We start from the raw sequence: 26,025 nt of genomic DNA, 5'->3' as shown, positions 1-26,025 counted from the left end.
AGCAGGTCAGTTCGCTTGCCCCAGCCAGTCGTTATGTTCGGTCGGAGAGAAGGGCTGTGGGAAGAAGTTGGGAAGCAGGATGTGCTCGGTGTAGTGGCGATGGTAGAGGTCGGTTGTGGACGCTGCGGTGGGTGCGATGAGCGCCCGCCAGGATCCGTACACTTCTCGGCCGGCCGCACGCTCTCGGTCTTCGTGGTGGGCGAATGACGTGGCGGCGAAGTGGTGATCAACAAGGACAATTCCGTCGGTGGTGTACGAGTGCATCACTGCTTCGGTGAGTTCGACCAGCGCGCGGTCCCTCCACAGCGTCCGCGACGTATGGATGTCGAGACCGATACGTTCGGCGAGCGCGGGAAGTACGTTGTACCGGTGGGGATCGGCGAGGTTGCGGGCACTGATCTCGGTGCAGGTGTACCAGCCTGAGAATGGTGCCGCAGGATAGTCAACCCCGCCGATCCGCAGGCGTTGATCAGAGATCGCCGGATGTGCATACCAGCGCAAGCCGAGGTCTTCAAACCAGGGCAGGCGCGGATGCCTGAGGACAACTTCCAGGACGGCGTCGGTGGGCAGCGGGTAGCACCGTGGTTGGCCTCCGGCTTGGTGGATGACAAGCGGTAGGACGTCGAATGACCCACCGGTGGCGCCGGTCCAACCGACTGCCAAGGCCAGATCGGTCAGAGCGAGGTTCTTGGGATCACCTGTGACAGTGCCGCCGGGGCCTCGATACCCGGCGTACTGGACGAGCTGTGCATTCAGGATGCGGATCGGCGGTCGGTCCAGGGATGCGGGGGCGAACGCGGTCAACAGTAGCCGGATGTGTCCGCGGTTGGTCGCCGCGCGGAGGTGCTCGATGCACGCCTCGGCTAGCTGGTCCGGAGTGTCGACGTCGCGCTGGTCACGGACCTGCAGGGCACGCCAGTAGGGGCGGCCGATGCAGGCGATGGTGTTGCGCCAGGCCAGTCGTGCGCCCCATTCGAGCTCGGAGGTGGTGTGCGTGTACGTGCCGTGGTGGAGGATGGCGTCACGTACGGCGGATTTTCGACCAAGTGTAAGGCCGCCAAGTTCCTGTACAGAAAGGAAATCCTCTGCTTCGGCAAGGACGGTGGCGTCCATATCCGTCTCCAGTGTGGAAGTGGAATTGGCCGTTGCGCTCGTCCGGTGAACTCTCACGGGTTTCGCGTTCATGCGCGTACCGGCTGGCACGGTGGTTGCTGATGTCGCTGCCGGGGCCGAAGAACAAGGTCGCGGTCGGTGCCCGTCGGTTGGGTTCTGGGTTGCCATGGCTCACGGTCTTGTGTCGCGTTCGGACTCTGGATGGTTGAGCGGTACCTCCTGGAACCGTGGCGAGATGGCGCGGTTCCAGGAGGTGTTGTCGTTACTGGGTTTTGGTGGCGATTGCCCCGGCTAACTGGTCGGCGACGTCGCACGCCTGTTTCTGCGGGAAGCGCGAGTTGGAGATGAAGATCGCCGTTGCGCCCGCTGGGTTGCCACCGGCTGTCAGACGAACAGCCGCCATGCATCCTTGCCCGAGGCGTGGGTCGTCGGGCGCTGGTTTGAGGTAGCCGGATCGGCCCGCCCATGTCTTGGCCTGCGATCCCTGGTTCTTCGCGGGATCGGCGGTGCCGTCGCGTTGCCAGACGACCGTCGCGAGGAAGTAGCCGCCTTCAGGGTTGGAACTAGTGCCAGCCTTGGGAGCGACAGTGATGGGGCCGGAGTTGTCGTAGACGCACTCGATCTGCCACTTGACGTCCGCGTCGGGGCGCTTGAGCCGCGGCGCATGCGGTTTGCCGTCGGTGGGTCGCACTTCTTGGGCGAAGTCGGTCCACGGAATGCCGCAGGGGTCGTAGGGTGCGCCGACGTCTTTCCATGTGGGTGGCCGGTCGAGGTCGCCGAGCACGATCGGGGTGTTTCGCCCGGCTCGCCTGGTCTGGCCGTCTTTGTCGTTGGGCCGCGTGTCGTGGTTGGGTGGGATCGCGCGCAGGACTGATTCGGCTGCCTTGGCAGCGAGTTCGCAGGTTGTGCCGGTCGTTTCGAGTGTTGGGAGTGACTTCGGCGAATCGGCCTTGGTGAGGTTTTCCTGCACCGCCACGTTGTTATCGGTGACCAGGGCGACGGAGCACTGGCCGTTCAGTTTGGGGCTACTGGATTCTTGCTTCTTGGTCGTGCCTGTACGTCCGGAGATCGTGATGGGCTTGTAGTCTGTTTATGCCGGTTAGTTCTGGCCCCTGTTGTCCGGTGAGTTTCGGCCCCACCGATCGTCGTTCAACGAGTTTTGGCCCCACCTCGTCCTTTGTAGACACGCCCACGATGGGGTGAAGGACCGTCGCTCACCCGTTCGGACCTCAACGATGGGCGCCTCACATCTACGCGGTCGTGTCGGAGGCCGGAGTTGTCGTTGTCGCGTGTCGAGCTGTTCGAACGCATACGCCGTGATCGGCGGCTGGAGCCGGACGTGTCGGTCCGGACGCTGGCCGAGCGGTACCAGGTGCACCGCAGGACGGTGCGGGAAGCGCTGGCCAGCCCCGTGCCCAAAGAGCGTAAGAAGCCGCCCCCTCGTCGTTCGGTGCTGGAACCGGCCTACGGGTTGATCGACGAGATGCTGATCGCGGATCTGTCCGCGCCGCGCAAGCAGAAACACACCTCCGCGCGGATCTACCAGCGGCTGATCAGCGAGCACGGGTTCACCGCGGCGGGCCGCACCACGGTCTACACCTACATCGCCCGGCGACGCCCGGAACTGGTCGGTGAGCTGCGGGAACGGCAGCGCCACCTGGAGGGGATGGTGCCCCAGCAGCATCTGCCCGGTGAGGAGGCCGAGGTCGACTTCGCCGACGTGTGGGTACGGGTCTCCGGCCAGGTGATGAAGTGCCACCTGTTCACACTGCGACTGTCCTATTCGGGCAAAGCGGTGCACCGGGTGTTCCTGTCCGAAGGACAGGAGGCATTCATGGAAGGCCACGTGGAGGCCTTCCGGGCGCTGGGCGGCATCCCGATCCGGCACATCCGCTACGACAACCTCAAACCCGCCGTCCAGCGGGTGTGTTTCGGCCGCAACCGGATCGAGTCACAGAACTGGGTGAAATTCAGGTCCCACTACGGTTTCGACGCGTTCTACTGCATCCCCGGCAAAGAAGGCGCGCACGAGAAAGGCGGCGTCGAGCAGGAAGGCGGCCGGTTCCGCCGCACGCACCTGGTCCCGGTCCCGGACGTCGTGAGCCTGGCCGAGCTCAACGAGCGGATCGCCGAGATCGACCGGGCCGAGGACAACCGGGTCCTGCACAACCAGCGGGTCACGGTCGGGTTCAACTTCGCCTACGAGGCCGATCTGCTGGCGCCGCTGCCGTTCGACGACTTCGACACCGGCACCACGCTGACCCCGAAGGTCGGCCGGGACGCGCGCATCACCGTGCGCCAGTCGCACTACTCGGTCCCGGCGAGGTTCATCGGCCGCCGGGTGCGGGTCTCGCTGCGCGCCAACGACGTCGTCGTGTTCGACAAGGCGACCGTGATCGCCCGGCACGCCCGGATGACTCGCCGCGGCGAGTCGCACGACCAGCTCGATCACTACCTGGAGATCCTGCTGGGCAAGCCCGGCGCGCTGGCCGGGTCGACCGCGTTGGCCACCGCCCGCGCCGAGGGCAGCTTCACCGCGACCCACGAGGCGTTCTGGTCCGCGGCCCGCGCCGCACACGGTGACGGCGAGGGCACCAAGGCGCTGATCGAGGTGCTGTTGCTGCACCGCAGGCTGCCCGCCGAGGCGGTCATCGCGGGCATCACGACCACGCTGCATGCCGGGTCGACCAGCCCGGACCTGGTCGCGATCGAGGCCCGCAAAGCCGCGCACGACGCCGGCCGCGCTCTGCTGGACGAGCGTGACCTGGCCGATCTGGGCCTGGACACGGTGGTGATCCCGGTGATTACCGACGACATGCCCGACCCGCGCCTGCACGCGCCTCCAGCGCCCGCGCCGCAACCATCGGGCGCATCGGTGATCTCCCTGCACACCAAACGCGAACTGCCCGCGTCCTCGAGTCCGCTGCCGTCGGTGGCGATCTATGACCAGCTGCTGCGCCGCACGAAAGGCACCACGGCATGACCGCCACCCTCCCCGCCAGCGTCACCACCACCCACACCGTCCCCGCGGCCGCGCCCGGCGTCGACAGCCTGGACGCCGTGATCGACCAGGCCTGCCGCACCCTGCGCCTGCCCACGATCGGCGCCCGGTTCGAGGAGCTGGCCGCCGCGGCCATGCGCGAGCAGGCCACTTACAAAGGCTTCCTGCTCACCTTGCTGGACGCCGAATGCGAGCACCGCGACGAGCGCCGCAAGACCCGACTGGTCCGCGAAGCGCACTTCCCCCGCGCGAAACGGCTGGACGACTTCGACTTCACCGCCAACCCGAACGTCGTCCCCGAGGTCATCCACACCCTGACCGCGCCGGGCTGGGTCACCGCCGGGCAGCCGCTCTGCTTGATCGGCCAATCCGGCACCGGCAAATCCCACCTGCTGATCGGTATCGGCACCGCGATCGCCGAGGCCGGGCTGAGGGTCCGCTACACAACCACCGCCAACCTGGTCAACGAACTCGTCGAAGCCGCCGACGAACGCCAGCTCACCCGGGTCCTCAACCGCTACTCCAAAGTGGACCTGCTGTGTTTGGACGAGTTCGGCTACCTCGACCTGGACAAGGCAGGCGCGAAACTGCTGTTCCAGGTGTTCACCGACAGGGAGGAACGCAGCGCCATCGCTGTCGCGTCCAACGCTCCATTTTCCGAATGGAACCAGACCTTCGCTGACAAGCGACTCTGCTCGGCCATCGTCGACCGGCTCACCTTCAACGGCACCATCATCGAGACCGGCACCGACTCGTTCCGGCTGCGCGCCACCCAGCAACGCCTCCTCGGCTGACGCCCGCCCCACACCCACGCCGACCCGAGACGGATTCTCTTGGCGACACCCACGCCGCACGACAGCACCGAGCCGGTCAACGAAGCGGTCCGGATGATCCGAGACGCGGAAGCCCAACACCGCAGGATGTTCGGGAAATGGCGCGACGATCCGCGGGCACGAGCCGACCAGATCGGGCTCTTCTTGGACTTCGAGAATCTTGTGCTCGGCGCGACCGCCAGCCTGCCCGACCGGGCCGAACCGATCCCCGACCGGGCGGTGACCTGGCTCTGCCGGGCTTACGGCGCCGCCACCACCCGCCGCGCCTACGCCGACTGGGCCGACACCCGCTTCGGCCGCTACCAGGCCGTGCTCGAACGCAACGGCGTCGACCTGGTCCAGATCGGCCACGGCCCGGCCCGCAAGAACGGCGCCGACATCCGCATGACGGTCGACGCCATGGAAACCCTGATCACCCACCCCACCGTCGAGGCCTTCGTCCTGGTCACCGGCGACTCCGACTTCTCCCCACTGGTCACCAAACTGCGCGAGTTCGGCAAGCACGTCATCGGCGTTGGCGCGGAAACCGCGGCCAGCGTCCGCCTGGTCTCAGTCTGTTCGGAATACAAGCTCTGGGGCTCGATCGTCGCCCGGGTCGACCCGCCAGCCGAACCACCGACACCTCCCGCGCAACGCGGCTCCCGGCTTGCTGACGCCGAGGCGCTGCTGGTCACCGCGATGCGACAGATCCCCACGAAGTCACCAACGGCTTCCCAGCTCAAGGCCAAAATGGTCGCGCTGGACCCGTCGTTCGACCAGGCCCGCTACGGCTGCAGCACCTTCCGCGACCTGCTGACCAAGCTCGGCCACCGGATCCAAACCACCGGTCGATCCGGACAAGACATCAGGCTCGCGTTGATCGAGCCAACCAGCAGCTAACCAGCCAGCAACAGCGAAGGTCCTGTCCTCGACGAGGAGCAGGACCTTCGGCACGCGCACCCTGAAATGTGATGGGCCGGCTGCTCACGGACCACCTTGTCGGAGGGGCCCGTGAACACCCGGCTGCGACAACTTAGACGTCCACGTCGTTCCGACTGGGCACGCACCACGCGGCAGTCACGAACTTCACCCATCCAGGGGTGGGGCCCAAACTCGTTGAACGACCTCGGACACACACTCAGAACTCACCCCGGGCCAACCGCCACCGGGGCCCGATCAGACCGAACCGCCGGAGCCAGAAACGACCGGCAAAAACATGTAGTCCTTGCTGGTTTGGGGATTGTCCAGAACTGTGCGCGGGTCGGTTTTCACGGCGAGGGATGCGGATACGAGACCGACCTTGCGCGCCTGTTCTGTGTTGTCGGGCCCGGGGACCAGTCGAACCGTGCACTTGTGTGGTCCGCCCAGTGTGATGGCTTCGATCGGTCCGCCCATAGATTCCGCGATGCCGGCGAGGCTGTCGCAGGGGTTGACGTCGCCGATGGCGAACCGTGGCGCGGTGAGGTTGTCTGTGCGCAATGCGGGTTTGACCCAGTACTTGATCACTTGGGTGAGATACTCGCGGGCGATGTCGCAGGGCTTTTTCGGCTGTGCGTCGGAGCTGTTGCGGCGCACCACCAACTCCAGCGCGGTGCGGGGTGCTCCGGCGGTGCCGTCGTTGGTCGGTGCTGGTGCAGCGTTGGGTGGTGGACCGGCTTCGCTGAGGTACCTGCAGGAGCGGTCGTTTCCTGTGGTGTCGCGGGCGCGTAGTACTGTGGTGTCGCCAATGGTTTCCGTCGTTGATTCTTGAGCTGCCTTGCTGTCCAGGAGGACGCCGGACGCGGTGCTAAGCTGCCACACGCTCAGTGCGTTTCCTCCCGGCGGTGTCATATCAAGATCGCAGGCGTTTAACGTGCTCCCGGGCATCATGGCGTCGGGCACCATTCCGGTGATCTGGGCCGCGATGTCTTTGTCCTGCAGGGCACACGGGTCAATCGCTCGTGACACCGCATAGACGCGGCCAAGGGCCTCTTGTCCACGTGCCAGTGGAACAGCTGGGGCCACTGAGGGTGGTGACGATGCGCCCGGTTGGTCTCCTTCAGCGAGCGGTGTCCCCGGGACGGTGTCGGTGCAGGCGGCCAACACCATGAGCAGCAGGCTCACGATTGCGACGACGTGACTGATCGATCGTACTGAGTGGACGTACACAGCGATTCCCCTTTGTGTTGCTGGCATTGAGTGACACGGTTGTTCTGGCGGCCGATATGCGCGGCGGGTGAGTCGAACACCGGTGCGTCTGGTTCTCGGTGTCACTTGCCGGTGGGTTGCACGTCGTCGTCTCGGCGCGTGCGGGTGTCGAGTGGGGCCGACGGCTCAGTGGGAGTACCAGGCGAACCGGTGTCGGGTACACGGTTCAGCGGGCAGGCAGCGAGGGGCACGATGATGCTGTGCGGCGGGCCGTCGCCGGGGCCGCGGACGTGAATGGTCACGGTAGCGTCCTGAGCGACACTGATGGTGACGATCGGATCGCCGGAGCTTCCGCCATGATGTTCGCTGGTCACCACGTTGGCACAGGGCTGGTCGTTGCCTGAGCTTGGATTTGGCTTGGTGCCGATTCCGAAGGCGAACGCCGAGGCGCCGCTCGCCCCGGCGGTGACGGTGACGCCCGAGGTGCGCCAGCCGAGCCCGAGGAACGAGCCCGATTCGTCACTACTCTCGATCGTCGTACGGAATGGCGAGGGTGCTGTCGGCGTGCTGGGTACGACGGGAATCGGATGCTGCGGTGCGGGCCGGGCAGACGGTGACGCGGTGTCCGGCTGCCGAAGCAGCACGACCGCGGCCACGACTCCGCCTGCTGTCAGGCCACCGATGGCAAGTGCTGTGCGCCGATGCCGTTGGGTTCGCGGAGCACTTGAGACTGACACACGGGGTTTTCCTTTCGTGCGTGTTCGGCGCAACGGAGGTGTCGAGGTATCCGACGGTCGACGGATCCCACGCAGCGCCAACGGTATTGAGGCAGCCGGATAGGTCGGAGCTTGCTTCCGCACAGAGTCTGAACAGGACTGTGCTTTATGGACGGTTGGTTGCAGATATTCTTTCCTGCAACCAACCGTCGTCGAGCTCGGTGCGAAGGTCGCTTCACCACTGCCCTACGTCATGCGCGATGGAGCCGTGGTGCGACGTCCGCCGCCGCGGTTACGGGCACGTAGGCTGGTGGAATTCCACGTACTGCGCAGCAACCCATCCAGCACGTATGCCACTGGTTCGCTGATAGAAGGTGACGTACTGCCAGCTGCCGTTGCGCGCACCGAGGTTGACCCGCTCCCAGTACCAGGCAGCGCCCAGAGCCACCCCGCCTGGCGTTTTGCGGATCCGGACCCCATTGCCCGCGATGTAGTGGAAGTTTTCACCGCACGCCTTGGCCACCGTCTTCGTACCGCCAACCTCCAACACGGGTGCCTGTGCCATGGTTCGCAGTTGTGTCAGCGTGCCCGAGTTGGTCGATACTTGCGCACTGGCCGAGACGGAACTGATCCCAAGTCCGGCCAGTACAGCTACTAATGTACCGAGGAGGCGAAAAAGGATTGTTCGCATGGTTCCCCCTACTGTGAATGATGGAGATGAATCCTCCGGATTGAGGCATGACCGTGATACCGAGGCGGTTCAGCCACAAGTACCGGCCGTCATGTGAAGACCATGTGGCATCTGGTTAATTTGCGACGCCGGATTCCCTGACATTGCCGATACACTTTGAATGACACCCGCGCCGCGGTGGGTCTTACGGACAGGTGAACTGTTCCAAACGGACGTTCCAGTTCGGAACCCAGACGTAGTCCCGATAAGGAATGATCGTCGCCTTGGTCCAGCCGGGCGTGGGGCTGTACACCGGGTAGAGCTGCATCCCGCGATGCACGGGGCCGATAACCCACCCGTTCGGCTTACTGTAGGCGTTGTCGTCCTGTTTGATGTAGTAGCGCGTGTCAACGCATCGATCGCCTTCGTCGGTCAGATCTCCCGACATTGATTGGATGGCCCGCGCGGCAGGTTTCCCGTTCACCAACCCTGATGCGCTGGCCAGCCCACCATTGAGGCCGAGCATGGCGAGAATCGCCACGAGCATCCCGATAATTCGTACACAATGTCGCATGAGTTCCCCCTCATGTGCATTACTGTTTCCTTTTCAGCCGTGCGTTAATGGGCACAGCCGTCCTCGTTACGCATCCCTGGTGCAGACGGATGCGTAGGTTCGTGTCGGCGATTCAGCCGTGTGGAATTGTTCGAGGCCTCAGCGGTCTTCGTGGGGCGAGGATCGTCGGACCACGCTGGATCGTCATGGCGACAGCCCTGCGTGCGTAGCAACGGCACTCATCGCAAGGTCCAGGGACGGCGATGAGTGGGTGAGTACGTCAAGGGCGAGGTAGTCGACGCCGGTGTCGGCGTAGGCGCGGGCCAGCTCGAGTGTCAGACGACCGGAGACCTCCAGGCTGGTGTTGGGTGCGACGCGATCTCGTCGGCCGACGGCGTACACACAGTCGGTGAGCGTGGCGGCGTCGAAGATGATCAGCTCCGCGCCGAGGTCGAGGGCTTCGTCGAGCTGATCGATGGTGTCGACCTCGACCTCCCATGACCGGTGTGGCGCATGGCGGCGGACAGCGGAAACCGCGGCGCCGAGCGAACCTGCGTGGACGATGTGATGCTGTTGGATCAGGATGCGCTGGCCCCGGCCGGTGTGGTGGTTCTGGCCACCTCCTCGGCGGACGGCGTAGGTCTGTAGCCGCCGCAGGCCGGGCAACGCGCTGCGCGTGTCCCGGACGATGCATCCGGTGCCGTCGAGCGCGTGAACCCATCGCTGAGTGGTCGTGGCGATGCCGGACAGGTGACCCATTAGGTTGAGCGCGATGCGCTCGGCGATGAGCAGCTGCCGGTGGCGGCCGTGTACCCGCAACACAGGCGTCCCGGCGGTAACGTGGGCACCGTCGGGACACAGGATGCAGGTGTCTAGGTGTGGGCCGCCCACGGTCTCGAACACGACCGCAGCAATCGGACCGCCTGCCAGCACTCCGTCCTGCCGGGCCACTATCTCCATCGTCGTCGCGGCATGCGAAGCGATGGTGAGCTGTGAGGCCGGGTCCGGCCCGCAGGCGAGATCCTCCGACAAGGCTGTGGTGATCAGCCGTGTGGTGTCGGTGATCTCATCGTTGGTCAGGCCTGCGCGTGCCAGCCGATCGGTTGCCCACGTCATCGCGTTCATGCCGTGGTCCTTTCCGACCACCACGCCGCGAGTGCGGTGGAGCCAGTCGTGGGATCGAGAGACACGGTCACCACGTCAAGTCCGTGGCGCTGATGCGCCCGGTGCGGGAAGTCGCGCCGCTGGTGGCAGCCTCGGGATTCTTGACGAGTGTCCGCGGCGGTGATCACCGCGCGCGCTACGAGCAGCGCTGCTGAGGCGTTGGCCGCTTCGACCGAGTCCAGTGGTCCTGATGTAGTCACGTCGGCGAGCGTGCGGCGGGCTGTGGCGAGGCCGTCGGCGGTGCGGTCGACGCCGACGTAGCGGCTCATCACCGCACGGATCGTCGCTAGTGGTGCGACCCGGGCTGTGGGGGCTAGCAGTATCCGAAGACCGGCCAGTTGTCCCAGCCGACCAGAACAGCGATCGGTCCTGACCGCGCAGGCGGCGAGCGTCCCCATCACGAGGGCCTCGAGAAGACCATTGGACGCCAAGCGATTCGCCCCGTGCAGTCCAGTCCGAGCTGCTTCCCCGACCACGTACAGACCCCGTACACCAGTCCGTCCATCTATTGTCGACATAACGCCACCGCAGAGGTAGTGCCGGGCCGGAGCGACCGGAATGAGTTGGCGGACAGGATCGATGCCGATGGCGTAGCAATCGGCCAGCACAGTGGGAAACCGCGACTGGAATCCGTCCAGGCCGACATGCCGGGCATCGAGAAACACGTGATCCGTGCCGGTTTCACGCATCCGGCGGGTGATGACCGCGGCGATTACGTCGCGGGGCGCAAGGTCTTCCTGGGGATGGACACCCTGCATGAGCGGGGCACCGGTGTTGTCGCACAGTCGCACCGAACCGTGACCTCGCAGTGCCTCCGTGACCAGGGGAAGCTGGCCCGTAATACCCGGCCCGAGAAACATCGCGGTGGGGTGGAACTGCACGAACTCCAAGTCGGCCAGCTTCGCGCCTGCGCGCAGGGCCAGCGCCAGGCCGTCACCGAGCGCACCATCAGGATTGGTGGTCTGCTCGTAGACGCCTCCGATGCCTCCCGTGGCGAGGACGACAGCGCCGAACACCAAGCCCCGCCGGCCGTCCTGGTCGAGTACGAGGACCCCGACGACCGCGTTGTCGCTGCTACGCAGTAGGTCGACCGCGGTGTGGTGTTCGAGGATGAGGATCTGGTTGTCGCTGTGGGCGACGGCGGTGCGTGCTTGCCGCAGCAGGACATCGGACAAAGCGCGGCCCGTGGTGTCCTGAACGTGCGCGATTCGGGCGGTACTGTGGCCGCCTTCTGTTCCACGGGCGAGGGTGCCGGTCGCGTCGCGGTCCCAGGGCATACCGAGTCGGGTCAGATCGCGGATCGCGGCGGGCGCGGCGCGCAAGATCGCCTCGGCGACGTCGGGATCGCTCAAACCGGCACCAGCGGCGAGGGTGTCGGCGATGTGCGACGCCAAGGAATCGTCGGCCGGATCGGCCTCGGGAAGTACCGCGGCAATCCCGCCCATCGCGGCTCGGGTAGATCCGTGACCGGCCTCCGCTTTGGTCAGCACGATGACCCGAAGTCCGAGATCGCGGGCGGTGATCGCCGTGGTGAGCCCGGCGGCGCCAGAGCCCACGATGATCAGGTCGGCACCCGCAGTCCAGTGCGGGATCACGGGGGTGATCATTCGCCACCTCCCGGCTCACCGATCCGGATCATCCGCTGCACGGACTCGCGGGCACGGGCCGCGATCCGTGGGTCGATGCGCACCTCGTCGGTGCCCTCTCGCAGGCTTCGCAGAAGTGCAGCCGGGGTGATCATCTTCATGTAGCGGCAGGACGCTTCGTCGTTCACGGGGCGAAAGTCAACGTCCGGCGCGACCTTGCGCAGCTGATGCAGCATGCCGATCTCGGTAGCCACGAGTACCGTACTGGCTCGGGTCGACCGAGCTCGGCGCACCATGTCCCCTGTAGACAGGATGTTCACTTGCTCGGGCGGGAGAATCCCTTCACCGGCCAGATACAGCGCGGAGGTCGCGCAGCCACACTCAGGATGGACAAACAACTCCGCGCCGGGATTGGCGCTCACTCGCTGGTTCAGCTCCGCGCCGTTGATGCCCGCGTGAACGTGACACTCGCCGTCCCACACGCGGATGTTTGTCCGTCCAGTCTCTCGGCGGACATGTGCACCAAGGAACTTGTCGGGACAGAACAGGATGTCCTGATGAGGTGGGATCGAGGCGATGACGTCAACCGCGTTGGACGAGGTACAGCAGATATCGGTTTCTGCCTTCACGTCAGCGGTGGTGTTGACATAGGACACCACGGCGGCGGTCGGATGCTGAGCTTTCCAGTCTCGCAGCTGCTCGGCGGTGATCGAGTCAGCCAGAGAACAACCAGCGCGGGCGTCCGGGATTAGCACAGTCTTGTCCGGCGCGAGAAGCTTGGCGGTCTCAGCCATGAAGTGAACCCCGCAGAACACGGTCGTTGACGCGTTGCTGCCGGCCGCGATCCTGGAGAGAGCCAGTGAGTCTCCGGTAAAGTCTGCGACATCCTGGATCTCGGGCAGCTGGTAGTTGTGCGCGAGTACGACGGCGTCTCGCCGTTTGACCAGGCGGCGGACCTCCTCCCGCCATCGAACGCCGACTGGACGGGCATTGTGCGGTGTATCGACAGATGTCATGGTGATCGCCCATCTCCCCAGACGGCTGCAGGTTGAGAGTCAACGTCATTGGTGGGTGCGCTGACCGCCTAACTGGAAGGTCAGGCTGGCGCGAGCGACCCAGTGCGCCCAGACCCATAGCGGCGGGCTAGGCGTGATCTGTTCGACCGAACAACGTGCACCTTGTGGACGGTCTTCGCGCAGCGGTCGAGCTATTCAGGTACCGGACTACGAGGACGTGCGACGACTACGACGCAACTCGCTGCGAGCGCGGCAGCCGCAGCAACTGGCACCAGCGTGCTCGGATCGGTCTCAGCAACGACCACGCCGCCGAGCAGGCCACCGATGGCCATACCCGCGTACACGGCGGCAGTGTTGAACGACATCAATACGGGCGTGCTCAACCACGCGCTGAGTGGGCTATAGATCGCCCAACAGGCGCATCCCCATCCCGTAAGAACAAGGGCCACCACGACGGGCGAAGCGGGAATCCTGATGACCCACCCCAACAAGAGCAGCACGATGGCACTCATGGCCGTAGCGACCAAGACGACCCAGGCTGGGTGCCAACGGTCTGCCGCCCGGCCGCCCAGAAGTGTGCCCGCTACTGCGCCGACACCATATGCGCTCAGCAGAATGACCATGGGCATGCCATCTGCGCTCGGCACGGCCAGGATAAGGGTGATGTAGGTATAGACCATGAATGTCGCGAGTGTGGCGAGCAGCGTGACAGCCAAGACCAACATGGACTGACCGCCCACGCGAGAAGTGCGGCGCTCCTTCGGAGCCGTCGTACCGAGGCGAGTGGGATGCTCACTGGATGGCACGAATGCCGCAATCACTCCTGCGGAGATCAGGCACAGTGCTGTGATAGACCAGAAGACACCTTGATCGCCGTGCAGGAGGTTCATGCCTGAACTGGTTGCTGGTATCCCGAGAAGCAAGGACGCGCTCAGCCCACTCAGGACTACAGCTATCGCTCGTGCTGACCGATGCGGAGCACTTCTCGTCGCCGCCAGGGATGTCGCAGCCGGTACGTATACAGCTGATCCGAGCGCGGTGAGGATCCGCGCTGCGAACATCGAGGCCGGAGTGGACGCCAGAGCACAGCATGCGTTGCCCAGGCCAGCGATCACCAGCGCCCCGAGGACGAGCCGACGGCGGTCCCAGCCTTTCACGCTGGCAACCATTGCCACCGCTGGACAGCTCACGGCACATGCCAGCGCGAACACGGTCACCAACTGACCACCTGCCGCCGGCGACACCGATAGGCGCTGGCTAACGGCGGGCAGAAGGCTGGCGATGCTGTAGCTACTGGTACCGATGGCACCGGACCCCAATGCCAACGGAGACAAGCCGATCATCGACTTTCTGCCGGTCACCACGGAGTCCTTGCTGTCACGCACGCGATCGACAGTGCGAAACGTCGTCGGCAGGCGCCGATGTCGAGCATTCGCGTTCGCACTGTTCCGGCACAGACGCTGCGGCTGTATAAGGTCTTGGGCATTCGAACACCACTAATAAACATATTCCCCTACCCACAGTTGCGCGCGACGTATCTGCCGGAAGAATGGGCCGGCTCCATCGCGCTAGCAGTTCCTGTCGATGACCGCGATGACCGCGATGACCCTACTGTTCCGGACAAAGCATCGCGAAGTCAACGATGAAAACGCTGAGACAGAAGCGTTCGCCACGTGCATACGCACACCTACAGGCGGTCACAACCTGGGAGGAGCATGGATCAATTGCGGAGAGAACCGGTTTGTCACCCAACGCAAAGAATGGAGATAACGGGAGAGAAGAGGGGAGTCAGGAGAGGCGGGTGAGACATTGGTTGTTGCCCATTCCTCCCTGTTTGTCACGCGGAGCGGTGACGAGTCGGGTCACCGGGCGTGGCTGGGTTCGACAGGCTCGGGAGCCAAGGCGTCTGGCACCCCCGTCCCGTCGGCGTATCCACACGAGGAACCTACTAGTGGGAAGCGATCTTTCAGCCCGGGTAGTTACGGAGGCGCATCGCGACCACTTCGGCTTTGCGCGGTTGGCCGCACTGGGTGGACAGGCTGAAAGCCTTGCGGTTGTGCTCGACGGCACGGTCGCTCCGGCCGATCTGCGCGTAGGCGCGTTCGAGCAGTTCGTGTGTTTCGCCCTCGTGGATGGCTTTTGGCTGCTCGCTGTAGATGTTGAGCGCATTGGTGAGCAGCGGGATAGCTTCGGCGGGCATGTCGATGCCGAGCTGTACCTCCGCCGCGACCATGTAGCAACGGGCAAGTTCTCGTCGGCGCCGCGGGTCACGCCGGGTCAACGCGATCGCGGCGTATGCATCGGCCACGGCGAATTCCCGCCGCTCGAGCGCGAGTTTGATGAGTGCGGAGCGACGAAGCCGCAGGTCGATCACCCACATCGGACTGTGACGCTCAACATCGAGCTGATAGCCCTTCTCGACGTCGTCGTCTGCGCCGAGTTTGTCGCCACCGCGCAAGTGAGCGGTCGAGCGCGTCGACACCACCGCGGCCAATGGCGAACGGGGATCGTCAGCACGCGGTGCGAGCTCGACAGCGCGGTCACAGGCGGCTTCGGCAGCCTCCGCTTGCTCGAGGTCGATGTGCGCGTGCGCCTTGCGAGACCAGGCCAGGCTGGCATATCCGTGGTCGATGCGCTCGGCGGCGCGGGCGGCGTCCGAGCCCGTACCCGACCAAAGGACCACCCGATCCGGTCACCGACCACCAAACCGCCGATTCGGACAGTCAGCACCGCCCAGTCGGTTTATGCCTGCAGCGATGTCCCGTCCGGTCGGGGTGGAACCCAGCCACTATCCGGATGGAAGCGACGCCTGACCCTCGCAGGGCTGCCCGCCAGGACACAGAAATCCGGGTACTCGCCCCGAGCAACCACAGAGTTCGCGGCGACCAGGGTGTTCTATCCGATGCAGACACCGGCGAGCACCGTTACGTTCCGCCCGATTCTGCACCCTGAGCCGATCGACACCGGATGGCTGTCGGGCGGCCACTGGTCGTGGATCGGCTGGCCCACGAGGTCGTAGCGATGGTTCTGATCAGTGATGTTTATCCGCGCAGTCGACGTGTTCGGCTCCCGTGCTGTTGCGATTCGAGATGCGATGGCTTTATGAACACGCTGTCCGCTGTGGGCTGTGGGCGTTGGGACGACCCCACGCTGCCGAAGGACTACCCAGTCGGCCCCTGCGGACGCACCTCCAAAACGGCGTCGCGCACGGTGTGGTGATCGTTGCGAGCACTGAGCAGGTAGGTCAGCCGCGCTCCGGTGTCCCGTGTGAGTGGCCCCTCCTGCTCAAATCCCAGCACTCGGGCGAGGTCCGGGGAGTGTAGGTGCACGGCTGCCTCTATGAGGCGGGCGTAGGTGTCGATGGACTGCCGGGCGCGCACCCACGCGGTGATCCACACTGCGATGACCACGAGAAGCGCGGGCCACCAGACGGCTGCGGCGGCCACGTACAGCACACCCCATCCGGCCAGCGCCGCCGAGGTCGAGTAAGCGAGCCGTGCCGACGTGATCTCGGCGCGGGTGTTGTCGGGCAGGTGCAGCCAGAGTGCCGGCCACACAACGGGAAGATCCATGCGGTATGCCGCATGCACCCGCTTGGTGGGGACCAATGCCCGGTCCCCGATCCACGTCGGGCGGCGCGGCGCCGCGTCCGGGTGACCGGTCCACCGGCCAGCTCGCACTCGGGTCACCGCCGCAGCGATCGCGCGTATGGGGCGGGGCCACCGTTCCCAGCGCTGAGCCAGCCACAGCCGTTCTACGACCGTCCCGATTGCCTGTGCCAGCAGCCCCGCTGCTGCTGCGGTGATGAGCAACACCACCAAGACCAGGGTCAGAACGCCCACACCCCGCGGTCCGGTGTCGATGGTGGTGACCCACTTTGTCGCGCGGGACACCTCCCACCACCGCCGGTGCCCCAGTGCGAGTCCGAACGCGACGGTCGCGATGAACAGGCAGCCAGGCACGACGAGCAACGACACCCATTGCTTGGCGAGATTTTTGCCGAGTTCACTGAGGAAGCCGCCCATCTGCGATCAGCTCGACTTCCACTTGAGGTCGGGGCCGAACACGGCGCACTCGGGGATCTCGTCCGCCGGGCTCGACGGGGACCAGCGCCGGTCACAGCGGCCCTCGGGGCAGAAGAACGAGACCTTGCCATCGTCCGCGTCGGCGCCGAGAAGACGGGAGTGGTCGATCATGCGTGAGGTGACGCCGTGCAGCCCGCCTGCGACCCCAGCGCGGACCAACGCGGCGTCCACGTCCCGCAGTTCCTCCGTGATCGGGCGACTCGCCTTGGCCGCGGTCAGCAACCGCTCCAGCGCGTCTGCCCCGTCGTTGGGTCCGAGGATCACGGTCACGGTGTCCAACTCGCGGCAGACTGCGGCGAGCCTGGCCGCGTCGTGACTGTCGGCCATGGCCGCCTTCCTGGGATCAGGGACCGACATGAAGGTGCGCGGCCCACAGTGATGGTGTCAGAGGTGCGTCGTCGCGGCGCGCCCGGATCGCGTGGTGCAGTGCCTCAGCCGACCGTTCAACCTCGTCGAGGTCGGAGTAGAAGTCCGCCGCGATGGAGCGGGCGACATTGTCGTCAACCGACCACAGTGTGCCGACGACGTGAGGGAATCCGGCCACCAGAAACGAGGCGGTGATGTGCACGGCCTCGTCGGCCAGTGCGTCGCGGGTTCGGGTCGTGTGGCAGGCCGACAGGAAGGCCAGTCGCACGTCCGGCAAGTCCCGTGCGGCGATGTCGAGGGCAGTGAGAGGGTGCCGGAGGTGGTCGTGCAATGCGAGGTATGCGCGTGACGGATCGGTGAGGTCACTGTGGCCGTGGCACGCGAAATGCACCACTTCGTGTCGCTGATCCAGTGCGTCGAGAACGCGGTCACGAGTTGCCTCGGCGTCGACGATGGCCACCGTCTGCCGATACCGACGGCGCACGATGTCTACCTCCTCTGCCGCGACCGGCAGCGTCGTCAGCGCGTCGCCCTCGAACCTGCCCACCGACACCACCAGGGCGCTCGTGCTTGTCGACTGCGGACGTTGACGCGTTCGAGCACGGCGCAGGACTTCGACCGTCGGCGTGTACGACGACACCGCCCGGTCCAGTACTGAGTCCCCCGGTTCGCCGTGCACGCCCGCCGCGTGCAGCGGCAGCGTGGTGAGTAGCCCTGTCGGCGACCACCAGATTCGGGCGGTGTCTGCCGGGAGCGCGGCGAGCACCGGGCCGCACACCGTGGTCCACAGCCATGTCAGGAGCTCGCGCACCCCGCGTTCGGCGTCGAACCTCTCCCGGATGCCGGCGCCCGGCGCTGCGATCTCTTCGATCCGGGTGGTGAACTCACCGACCTTCGCAGCGACCACGTCCGGTGTCAGGTCCTGTAGCGGCACGGGGACGATCCTCCGGTCCCGGGTGAGGATCAGTGCATCGCTGCGGTGTCGGCTGACGTTGAGCATCACGATCGGCCCCTGTGCCGCCTCGGCGAGCAGTTCCTTCACCGACAGCCGCCGGTGGAAGCGCTCCATGCCCGGTACCAGTCGGATCTGGTCGACGAGCTCGTGCCATTGCCGGACCAGCGCTCGGCGGGCAACACCGTGCCGGACGTCTGTTCCCAGGGTGTTGAGCAGATTCCGCAGCCGGGTGTGGTCGTCGGCGAGGTCCGGTGCGCTGCGGGCGAGCACGGTGAGGTCACCGCGCTCGTCGAACTCCTGGGCCAGCAGCACCCCGCGCCCCTGTTCAAGCAGCTGCACCGCCAACGCGCGGTCGCCGGCGTTCAACGCCGCCGCGGCTGCGTTTGCCGCCAAGCCCGCCAGGTCACCAAGACCGTGCTCCCAGTCGTCGCGATCTCGGGTACGGGAAGCCAGCATCGGCAGCAGGTCGATGGCGGCCGCGTACCCGCGCGCGGCATCGGCCCAGTTACCCGCGCGTGCCGAGCAACGGGCCCACCCGATGCCCGCGTGGACGCGTACGGTCGGCGACGCCGAGGCGTTGCCTGCGACCTCGCGGAACGTGTCACGCGCTTCACGAACCGTGCGGTCGTTGTCCTGCGGCCGCCCGATTTCCAGGCACAGGGCGAGGTTGTGTCGTGCGAGCGGTGCATCCCGGTGGTCCTGTCCCAGCAATTTTACGGCCCGCCGGTTGAGGCGCAGGGCCTCATCGGCATCAGCGCGCTCTCTGGTCCGCAGGCCCCGCAGCACCACAGCGCCAGCGAGGTTCCCCAATCGTGCGCCGTAGTGGGGACTTCCGTCAGGGGTGGCATCGACGGCGCGGCGGCCCGCGTCGATCGCGTCGTCGAGGTCCGCGTGATCGCCGGTCGACTGGTATCGCGTGTGCAGTGCGCCGCAGAGATGGGTGAGCGCGGCAGGCCTATTGTCGTCACCATGCGGCGCGGCGTCCACGGCCGCCCGGAGCCAGTTGACGGCCTCGTCGATGTCCTGCAGCTCGGCGCTGCGCACGAACCGCTCCCGTAGTGCTGTGCCAAGTCGGGACATCGTCGGCGCCGGTCCGCGACCACCCTGCGGTGTGATCGCGCACGCTTCGCGCAGCGCGCCGATACCGGCGTCGAGATCGGCGAGACGGCCGTCATGCTCATAGGCGGCGACCAACGCCATGCCCAGGCCATCCAGCGGCACACGCCGCGCCGGGAAGTCCTCGTCGTGGAAGTCCAGGCACTGGTGGTACGACACCAGGGCCTGCTCCAGGTCATGTCGCCGGTTCGCCAGGTTGTACCGGAGCACCATGCAGGCTGCCAAATCGGCTAGGTGTTCCACGGCCTGCCGGGGATCCGCGGCACCCAAACCTCTGACCGCGCTGTCGAGCAGCGCAATCGCCTCGTCCAGACCCGTAGCGCCGCCGACCAGTTCGAACCGTGCCACCAGGGCGTTGGCGAGGTTTCCGGCCCTCCGGGCGTGTCCGGTGGTGCCCTCTGGTGACTGTTCGAGAGCACTTCGGTGGATTGCCACAGCCTCGTCAATGTCGGTCGTGGTCCCGGTCCTGGAGCCTCGCGAGATCAATGACGACCCGAGGTTGTCCAGCGCGGCGAGCGGTGCAGGACCGGTTGTCCCGTCGTCCGCGCACGCACGGCGCAGGGCCGTGATCGCCTCGTCTAGATCCGCTGGAGCACCAGAGTGCGCGAACCGGTCGTGCAACGTGGCGCCGAGGTTGGACCACAGCGGCGCGATCGCGCCTTCTCCCGTGGCGATCAATGCCTGCCGCGCCGCGTCCACGGCGTCGTCCAGATCGCTGGCGTCGCGGCTCAGTTCGAAGCGGTGGCGTAGCGCTTGGCTCAGAGTGCTCCACGCGAAGTCGTACTCGGCTTCTGCCACCGCCTCGCGCAGCACGCTGATAGCCTCCGCCAGGTCGTCGGCCGATCGGATTCGCTCGAATGTCGTCAGCAGTGCCGTACCGAGGTTGTTCAAGATGGATGCGCGCTTCGGGTGGCCGCTGGGCGTGACGTCGGCGACGCACCGGAACGCGGCGACCGCATCCTCGGCCGACGTGAGTTCCCCGGTCCGGTGGTGTTGGGCGAGTGCTGCGATGCCGCGTTCGCTCAGGCGATCGGGGTCGATTCGCACCTTGTCGAGGAGCGCCTCATTCCTGTCCCGGTGGGGGTGCCCTGGGGGTGTCAGCACCAGGGCCTGCTGGAGGCAGCTCCAGCAGCGGTAAAGGTCGGTGAGGCGATAGGTGTTGCGGTGCAACAGGCCGAAGACCATCCCCTGGTTGTACAGCCAGCCTTGCCGCTCCGGGTGGTCCTCCGGGGCCGCGGCAAGCACCCGGTCGAGTAGCCCCGCAACCTGGCGTAGCGTCGGGACGTGCGGATCGTCCGCTTCTTGCTGTAGGACGAGCGCGGCAAGCATCGACCACATGTCCACATCGGATGGATGGCTGCCGCTGTTCTCGATCAGCCAACGAGGAAGTCCCGGCACCTTGTCAGGGCTCACCGCGTGAACGCTGCGGAATAGTGTCAGCGCGGTCGCGTAATGTGGCTCTTCGTCGACCAGTGCCAAGAATCGGCACCAGTGGACCCATCCCAGTTGAAGCGCCACGTGACCAGGAAGATCCATTAATTCTGCGGGCCTCGCGGACATCCTGAGAACTTCTGCCGCTTCGGCCAGCGCGTTGTCGTCGATGGCGCGCATGTCGCCGTGCATGAGAAACGCTTTCATGCGTTCCTGAAGCTTCGCCAGCAGAACGTCGACCCCGCCCGCGGCTGCTGGGCCTTGCTGCATGGACACCTGCGCCAGCGTAGCGGGCCATGCGGTCCCTGGCGTGTCGCAAACGCGGGTACTCGTCATCAGCTGCCGCATTGCGCCAACAGATGAACTCGCTGGCGGTGTTCTGCTCGGTTCGGAGCCTTGGTGTTGCGGTTCCGCAGCGGGCACAGCGATGGAGCCGACCACAAGCCCGGCCGACGGCACGTGTCGTGGTTCCCGTTCGTGGATTAATCGGCCCAGTTCACCCGATTGGTGCAGCGCCCGGCTGTGGCTGTTCTCCGACACGATGCTCGCGGGCGAGCAGTGGGTGAACAACTGCATCGTCGTGGAGGACATCGAGAGCGGCGAGCTGCGAACCGTCCTCGGCGGCACGCCCTCTGAACCGGATGCTCTGGTGAGCCCACTGAACAAGGTTGGGCCGGACGGGCTGTCGCGGTGGCTGTGGGCTGGGCACGGTGTTGCCGTTGACGACGCTGACTTGCCCGCTGACCAGCGCCGGGTCTGGGCGTGGTTCAACGATTACCAGGCGACAGTTCCGGATGAGGAAAAGGGCGAGTGGGACTTCGCCTGGGTCCGGCCGATCCTCGTCGAGTTGTCTTTGCCAGACCTGCGAGTACTCAGCCGGAACCCGATCGACGACGGCACCGGCGTCCAGTGGGGTGCCTCCGTCCACCGCGACGGTGACGAACTACTCGTCTACGGCGTCGCCGACGAAGGTGCGGACAAACATCTGCTGTTGGCTATGACCTCGGCGACTCAGCCAGGCGGGCCGTGGCGCTACCGAACCACAGACGGCTGGTCGACGCGAGCGGGCGACATGGTCCGCCTGCTTACCGGTGTTGGCAACGAGATCAGCGTGCTCCGGATGCCCAGCCCGGATGACGGCTGGCTCGTGATTACCTCGGATACCCGGCAGGAGTTCGGGACCTGGCCGATCGTCGTGTACGGGCCGACCATCCGGCTGGGCCATAGTCGGGACCGCAGATGATCTTCAGCCCGCCGGAGAACGAGCGCTCCCGCTACGCCTGCAACCCGACCATGGTGCGACTCTCCGGTGACAGTTATCTGTTGGCGTACAACGTGAACGCGACGTATGCGGAGGTGATGGCGGACCGCTCGATCTACCGTCCCTGCTGGCGCCCGGTTCGGATCAGCTCTCAGTCGGTGTCACCGCCGAGTTTCTGATCGGACGCCGTCGGCAGTACGACCGGGCGCTGGGCAAGGATCGCGCGCAGGGTGAGGATTTCCTCGTGCTGGACCAGGAGCTGGCTGCGTACCTGGCGTTGGTGCTCGCGCAGCTCGGTGATCGTGGCTTCCCGCTCGCGTAGTCGGGTGGTGAGGGTGTCCACGGTCTGCTTGAGCGTCGCGATCCGAGCCTCGCGTGGGTCGGGAACCTCTCCAGCGGTCCGGCGGAGGAAGAGGGAGCGGTCGAAGTCGTCCTTGAGCGCCCGGTGGGTGCGGTAGAGCGCCGCGCGGGAGATCCCGGCGAGCTCGGCGAGAGTGGTCACGTCGCACCGGCCGCCGACGGGAATGTTCCCGGCGAGCAACTGCTGCGCGGCGGCCCGGATCGGCGTCGAGATACGCGATGACGACCCGACACGCCAACGCGGAGAGCTCCGAGTGGCTCAGTCGAGTTTCGCCAGCAAAATGGTGCCCGATGTGGACCCACCTGGCACAGCGCAGGTCATTCGCCGAATAGCCCGAGTGCCCGCCGCGCGCTGCTACGAGTTCACGACGACGAGGTGTCCGGGATGATGCGAATGCCAATCAGGAGCATGACGTCGTGGCCGATGCCGCACCGAGCCGATCAACAGCGACCGGCGGTACAGCGGCCCCTGAGTGCCACAGCACAGCTAGGCCACCGTCAAACGACTACACGCAATGCAAGCGCGAGTGGCGATTATGGCCAGTTTTCGACATATCGATCAACGTCGCGAGACACTGCGAGTCGTAGCACAAATCTCTCGACAGGACCCGCACGCGATGGGTTTGATGGTCACGGCGTCGGTTCGAATGGCATCAACGAGGCCATCCAACGGTCGCTGAAATCACGCCGCGATGCCAGCAACACCCAGCTCAGGCGGATGTCCACACCGAATCTCGCGACGGAAGACGGCCAGCCTACGCGCACATGAGCCTGGCATCGCTTCTCCACCGGCCGGTTACCAGAACGCTCACGAAGCGACCTAACTATGTCAATACCAAATGGACCGTACGGGTTGACGACGATACGGTGAGGTGGTGACTAAACGTAACCGTCGTTCGGTCGTGAGGACGCAAGGCCACCGAGTAACAGTCCCCAGGCCCAGCGGCGTGTCGCGGGCAACGGGAGGCACACGGAGGGCGCCTTGACCGGCCAGGTTCGCCCGCGATCTACGCGGTCCGAGATCGATTCCGGCGCACGAATAGCGGATATGGAGATTGATCCGAACCAGTACTGTGCATCCGCAGGAGGTAGGACCTCGCAGGTCGTGAGCGAGCGGGACGTCAGTTCCCGGGCAGCTGGGTGATCATGCGTGGGACGTCGGCAGGTGGACGAGGATGCGAAGTCGGCGGGAGCGCCGCAGTACGCACGGCTGCGTAAACAGCCCGTGTAAATCTTCGTAGCCTGCTGCGGCAGCCGACACGCGGCGCCAGGGGTGGGGTGATATGGGGCGGACCGACAAACAAACAGAGGGTAGCCGGGCGACGGCCAAGCCACAGCGAAGCGAGATGAACAGCTTCATCGGCCGCTCCCGGCTCATCCACACGGCCAAGGAGCTGTTGGGCAAGGAGGAAGTACGCATCGTCACGCTGGTCGGCATCGGCGGTGTGGGCAAGACCCGGGCGATGCAGCAGCTGGTCGACCAGGTACGGACCGACTACCCCGACGGCGTTGCCGTGATCTATCTGGCGGATGTGACCTCGAGGGACGAGCAGTTGGCTGCGGCCATCTCGGAAGGGACGGGCCTTCTGGACAACAGTCCCGAGCCGGGCGTCGATAGGTTGGTCACGCACCTTCGCGACCGACACATGCTGCTCGTTTTGGACAACTGCGAGCACTTGCCCCACCTTCGACATCTGGTTCGTCGGCTTCTGGAAGCCGCACCAGGGCTGACGGTGCTGGCGACCAGCCGAGGGCCTCTCGGAGTCCGAGGCGAGCACCACGTACGCGTACCACCGTTGTCGGTAGGCGGTGAAGGTGGAACCCAGGCCAATGTGAATCACAAGCCTGAGGCGCTGCGCCTGCTGGTCGACCGGGCGCGGCCGTATGGGGTCGCGATTGGCGAGCATGACTACCCGAAAGCACTTCGGGTGTGTCGCAAGCTCGACGGCATTCCGCTAGCCATCGAATTGGCCGCCGGGCAGCTCGGGCCCATGACGTTAAGCGAGCTGCTGGACATCCTGGAGAACGATCTCCTGGGCGTGTTGGTGGATGGCGACTCCGAGCAGGACCACCAGCGCACGCTACGCAAGACCATGGACTGGAGCTGGCGACTGTTGACGCCTTCCGAGCAGACGACGTGGAGCTCTGCGGCCGTGTTCGAGGGTGGCTTCGACCTCGACGCTGCGCGGCAGGTGTGCGTGCTGGAAGGCGTCGACCACAGAGCCGTGCCGGCACTCATCACCAGTCTCGTGCGAAAGTCGATTCTGACGGCCAACCAGCAAGATGGCAGCACCCGGTATCGCATGCCTGAGACGATCCGGGCCTATGGGCTGGAGAAGCTCGACGGTGACCGTGTCGCGGCGCTGCGCCACGCGCATGCGACCTATTACCGCGAGCGGATCGCCCACGTTGCGGCGAACTGGCTGCAGCGAGACGAAGTCCCGATGCTTCGCGGCTTGCGGTGCGATCTGCCAAACCTTCGAACTGCGGAGGGCTACTTCCTGACAGCAGGCGAGTCGGCCATCGCTTTGGACCTTGTCATCGATGCTGTCCGGACGCGGTTCCTGATCTTTGCGGGTTTGATCAACGGCATGGTCCGCATGCTCGACCTCGCAGTGGACGCATACGCTGGCGTTAAGCATCCCCGCTTGATCGTGGGGTTGGCACTTGCGGCCTGGATCGCCACCATCACAGGTGACCAGGAGCGAGCCCGGCCTCTGTTGGAGCGCGCCGAGGAGCTAGCCCAGCAGTCAGGGCAGAGCGCCTCTCTGCATCCTCTGCTGACTGCACGCGGTACCTGGGCGTGGCTGGCGGAGTCAGATCCAAGCAAGGCCCGCGACTCCGTGCGGATACTCCGGCTCGCGCTCCGGCTTGCCCAATCGGGTGGTGCCGCTCCCGGCGACATCCACATGATCAGGCTGTTGTTGGCGATCAGCGCAGGATTCCTCGGCGAGGAAACAGAAGCGCGGATGCTGGCGTCGCAGTTGCTGACCGAGGCCCGCGGCGCTGGCGCTCAATGGGCGATCTCGTGGGCGTTGTGGACGCGCGCGCTAGTCGAGCTGCGGTTCGGGACACCAGCGAGAGCAATGAAGCTGGTGCAGGAAGCTCTTGCGATTCAGCGCAGTATTGGCGACACGTGGGGGTTGGCGTGGAGCGTGTGGCTGATCGCGCTGATCGCAGCCCGGCTGGGTGACTACGAGTTGACGGGGCACTTGCTCGGGTTCGCGAACGCCATGCAGAAGTTGACTCATGCCAGTGTGCTCGGTCTATTTCCCTTTTTGCGGCTGCAGCAGCAGATCGTGGCCGGGGTCAGGACGGCGATCGGTGACGAGGCCCTGTCCGTCTTTGTGGCACGCGGCGAGAAGCTGTTCGTCCAGCCGCGCGACCGGGAGATACTGCTGGACCGAGCGCTGCGCGCTGGCAATGACGGCGAGGCTGGGGACGAGCGGTCGCAGAAGGCACCGGGGATACGCCCTCATGCTCGGCCAGGCGGACTGTCGAACCGTGAATGGGAGGTCGCGAGCCTCATAGCCGACGGACTCAGCAACCGTGAGATCGGGGAACGACTGTCTATTGTAGAACGAACCGCAGAAGTGCATGTGGGCAATGTGTTGCGGAAGCTCGGTTTGCACAACCGAGTGGGAGTAGCGAACTGGTACCAGGGGCAGCGCCCCCTCGGAGCGGGGTGAGTTG

At 65.6% G+C, this 26,025-nt stretch carries 20 protein-coding genes; 5 read left to right on the top strand and 15 right to left on the bottom strand.

Translation table 11 applies throughout. The features are described 5' to 3' along the window. Positions 1 to 6 precede the first annotated feature (6 nt). Both AOZ06_RS05175 and AOZ06_RS05170 read right to left on the bottom strand, forming a co-directional pair. On the bottom strand, positions 7 to 1,113 hold the full coding sequence (locus AOZ06_RS05175) for a nitric oxide synthase oxygenase (RefSeq protein WP_054288372.1): 1,107 nt from the start codon (positions 1,111 to 1,113) through the stop codon (positions 7 to 9). Between the two features lie 262 nt (positions 1,114 to 1,375). Continuing rightward, on the bottom strand, positions 1,376 to 2,089 hold the full coding sequence (locus AOZ06_RS05170; RefSeq protein WP_054288371.1) for a hypothetical protein: 714 nt from the start codon (positions 2,087 to 2,089) through the stop codon (positions 1,376 to 1,378). 306 nt (positions 2,090 to 2,395) lie between these two features. On the opposite strand from AOZ06_RS05170, the gene istA reads away from it, so the two are divergent. The 3 genes from istA to AOZ06_RS05155 are packed head-to-tail and all read left to right on the top strand — an operon-like array spanning position 2,396 to position 5,826. Next, positions 2,396 to 4,096, top strand: coding sequence for an IS21 family transposase (istA, locus tag AOZ06_RS05165; protein ID WP_054296412.1), 1,701 nt, complete (start codon positions 2,396 to 2,398; stop codon positions 4,094 to 4,096). Next, a complete protein-coding gene (gene istB / locus AOZ06_RS05160) occupies positions 4,093 to 4,908 on the top strand; it encodes an IS21-like element helper ATPase IstB (RefSeq protein WP_083471502.1) in 816 nt (271 codons plus the stop codon). Before istA ends, istB begins: the two co-directional genes overlap by 4 nt. Positions 4,909 to 4,947: 39 nt before the next feature. After that, positions 4,948 to 5,826 carry an NYN domain-containing protein gene (locus tag AOZ06_RS05155; protein WP_225953009.1) on the top strand — a complete coding sequence of 293 codons (879 nt, stop codon included), beginning with the start codon at positions 4,948 to 4,950 and terminating at the stop codon, positions 5,824 to 5,826. Between the two features lie 276 nt (positions 5,827 to 6,102). Here the strand turns inward: AOZ06_RS05155 and AOZ06_RS05150 are convergent, their stop codons facing one another. The 12 genes from AOZ06_RS05150 to AOZ06_RS61490 all read right to left on the bottom strand — a co-directional run bounded on the left by AOZ06_RS05150 (position 6,103) and on the right by AOZ06_RS61490 (position 20,981). Continuing rightward, the gene (locus tag AOZ06_RS05150; RefSeq protein ID WP_157232840.1) at positions 6,103 to 7,029 is read right to left on the bottom strand and encodes a DUF3558 domain-containing protein; all 927 of its coding nucleotides are present in this window, start codon (positions 7,027 to 7,029) and stop codon (positions 6,103 to 6,105) included. A gap of 146 nt (positions 7,030 to 7,175) precedes the next feature. Beyond that, complete coding sequence (locus tag AOZ06_RS05145; protein ID WP_054288369.1) at positions 7,176 to 7,709, bottom strand: hypothetical protein; 534 nt, start codon at positions 7,707 to 7,709, stop codon at positions 7,176 to 7,178. 352 nt (positions 7,710 to 8,061) lie between these two features. Then, positions 8,062 to 8,460, bottom strand: a complete 399-nt coding sequence (locus tag AOZ06_RS55875; RefSeq protein ID WP_157232839.1) for a hypothetical protein — start codon at positions 8,458 to 8,460, stop codon at positions 8,062 to 8,064. Positions 8,461 to 8,644: 184 nt separating this feature from the next. Further along, positions 8,645 to 8,980, bottom strand: a complete 336-nt coding sequence (locus tag AOZ06_RS05135; RefSeq protein WP_157232838.1) for a hypothetical protein — start codon at positions 8,978 to 8,980, stop codon at positions 8,645 to 8,647. Between the two features lie 216 nt (positions 8,981 to 9,196). Then, positions 9,197 to 10,117, bottom strand: coding sequence for a carboxylating nicotinate-nucleotide diphosphorylase (gene nadC, locus AOZ06_RS05130; RefSeq protein ID WP_054296426.1), 921 nt, complete (start codon positions 10,115 to 10,117; stop codon positions 9,197 to 9,199). Next, entirely contained in the window at positions 10,114 to 11,763 is a 1,650-nt protein-coding gene (gene nadB, locus AOZ06_RS05125; protein ID WP_054288366.1) for an L-aspartate oxidase, read from the bottom strand. The genes nadC and nadB overlap by 4 nt, the downstream gene beginning before the upstream one ends. Next, positions 11,760 to 12,758 (bottom strand): quinolinate synthase NadA, encoded by a 999-nt coding sequence (nadA, locus tag AOZ06_RS05120; protein ID WP_054288365.1) that lies wholly within the window; start codon positions 12,756 to 12,758, stop codon positions 11,760 to 11,762. The genes nadB and nadA overlap by 4 nt, the downstream gene beginning before the upstream one ends. Before the next feature lie 191 nt (positions 12,759 to 12,949). Beyond that, on the bottom strand, positions 12,950 to 14,143 hold the full coding sequence (locus tag AOZ06_RS53505; protein ID WP_083471525.1) for an MFS transporter: 1,194 nt from the start codon (positions 14,141 to 14,143) through the stop codon (positions 12,950 to 12,952). 581 nt (positions 14,144 to 14,724) lie between these two features. Further along, positions 14,725 to 15,441: a hypothetical protein gene (locus tag AOZ06_RS05110; protein ID WP_054288363.1), complete on the bottom strand. Its 717-nt coding sequence runs from the start codon at positions 15,439 to 15,441 to the stop codon at positions 14,725 to 14,727. Positions 15,442 to 15,919: 478 nt separating this feature from the next. Continuing rightward, a complete protein-coding gene (locus tag AOZ06_RS05105) occupies positions 15,920 to 16,783 on the bottom strand; it encodes a hypothetical protein (protein ID WP_054288362.1) in 864 nt (287 codons plus the stop codon). Positions 16,784 to 16,789: 6 nt separating this feature from the next. Beyond that, the gene (locus AOZ06_RS05100; RefSeq protein WP_054288361.1) at positions 16,790 to 17,170 is read right to left on the bottom strand and encodes a hypothetical protein; all 381 of its coding nucleotides are present in this window, start codon (positions 17,168 to 17,170) and stop codon (positions 16,790 to 16,792) included. A 16-nt stretch (positions 17,171 to 17,186) separates the two neighbouring features. After that, the gene (locus AOZ06_RS61490) at positions 17,187 to 20,981 is read right to left on the bottom strand and encodes a CHAT domain-containing protein (protein WP_054288360.1); all 3,795 of its coding nucleotides are present in this window, start codon (positions 20,979 to 20,981) and stop codon (positions 17,187 to 17,189) included. A gap of 271 nt (positions 20,982 to 21,252) precedes the next feature. On the opposite strand from AOZ06_RS61490, the gene AOZ06_RS05090 reads away from it, so the two are divergent. Further along, entirely contained in the window at positions 21,253 to 21,954 is a 702-nt protein-coding gene (locus AOZ06_RS05090; protein ID WP_054288359.1) for a hypothetical protein, read from the top strand. Positions 21,955 to 22,123: 169 nt separating this feature from the next. Here AOZ06_RS05090 and AOZ06_RS05085 read toward each other — a convergent pair whose 3' ends face one another. Beyond that, complete coding sequence (locus AOZ06_RS05085; RefSeq protein WP_157232836.1) at positions 22,124 to 22,474, bottom strand: hypothetical protein; 351 nt, start codon at positions 22,472 to 22,474, stop codon at positions 22,124 to 22,126. Positions 22,475 to 23,678: 1,204 nt separating this feature from the next. On the opposite strand from AOZ06_RS05085, the gene AOZ06_RS05080 reads away from it, so the two are divergent. Beyond that, the gene (locus tag AOZ06_RS05080) at positions 23,679 to 26,021 is read left to right on the top strand and encodes an ATP-binding protein (RefSeq protein ID WP_169798863.1); all 2,343 of its coding nucleotides are present in this window, start codon (positions 23,679 to 23,681) and stop codon (positions 26,019 to 26,021) included. Positions 26,022 to 26,025 lie beyond the last annotated feature (4 nt).

The sequence above is a fragment of the Kibdelosporangium phytohabitans genome, from assembly GCF_001302585.1.
Taxonomy (GTDB): Bacteria; Actinomycetota; Actinomycetes; order Mycobacteriales; family Pseudonocardiaceae; genus Kibdelosporangium; species Kibdelosporangium phytohabitans.
This window is presented reverse-complemented; position numbering and strand designations above follow the sequence as displayed.

Coding starts and splice junctions, on each gene's coding strand:
- AOZ06_RS05080 (WP_169798863.1), top strand. CDS start 23,679: ATGAACAGCTTCATCGGCCGCTCCCGGCTCATCCACACGGCCAAGGAG.
- AOZ06_RS05100 (WP_054288361.1), bottom strand. CDS start 17,170: ATGGCCGACAGTCACGACGCGGCCAGGCTCGCCGCAGTCTGCCGCGAG.
- nadC (WP_054296426.1), bottom strand. CDS start 10,117: ATGAACGCGATGACGTGGGCAACCGATCGGCTGGCACGCGCAGGCCTG.
- nadA (WP_054288365.1), bottom strand. CDS start 12,758: ATGACATCTGTCGATACACCGCACAATGCCCGTCCAGTCGGCGTTCGA.
- AOZ06_RS05175 (WP_054288372.1), bottom strand. CDS start 1,113: ATGGACGCCACCGTCCTTGCCGAAGCAGAGGATTTCCTTTCTGTACAG.
- AOZ06_RS05105 (WP_054288362.1), bottom strand. CDS start 16,783: ATGGGCGGCTTCCTCAGTGAACTCGGCAAAAATCTCGCCAAGCAATGG.
- AOZ06_RS55875 (WP_157232839.1), bottom strand. CDS start 8,460: ATGCGAACAATCCTTTTTCGCCTCCTCGGTACATTAGTAGCTGTACTG.
- istB (WP_083471502.1), top strand. CDS start 4,093: ATGACCGCCACCCTCCCCGCCAGCGTCACCACCACCCACACCGTCCCC.
- AOZ06_RS05090 (WP_054288359.1), top strand. CDS start 21,253: ATGCTCGCGGGCGAGCAGTGGGTGAACAACTGCATCGTCGTGGAGGAC.
- nadB (WP_054288366.1), bottom strand. CDS start 11,763: ATGATCACCCCCGTGATCCCGCACTGGACTGCGGGTGCCGACCTGATC.
- AOZ06_RS61490 (WP_054288360.1), bottom strand. CDS start 20,981: ATGCAGCAAGGCCCAGCAGCCGCGGGCGGGGTCGACGTTCTGCTGGCG.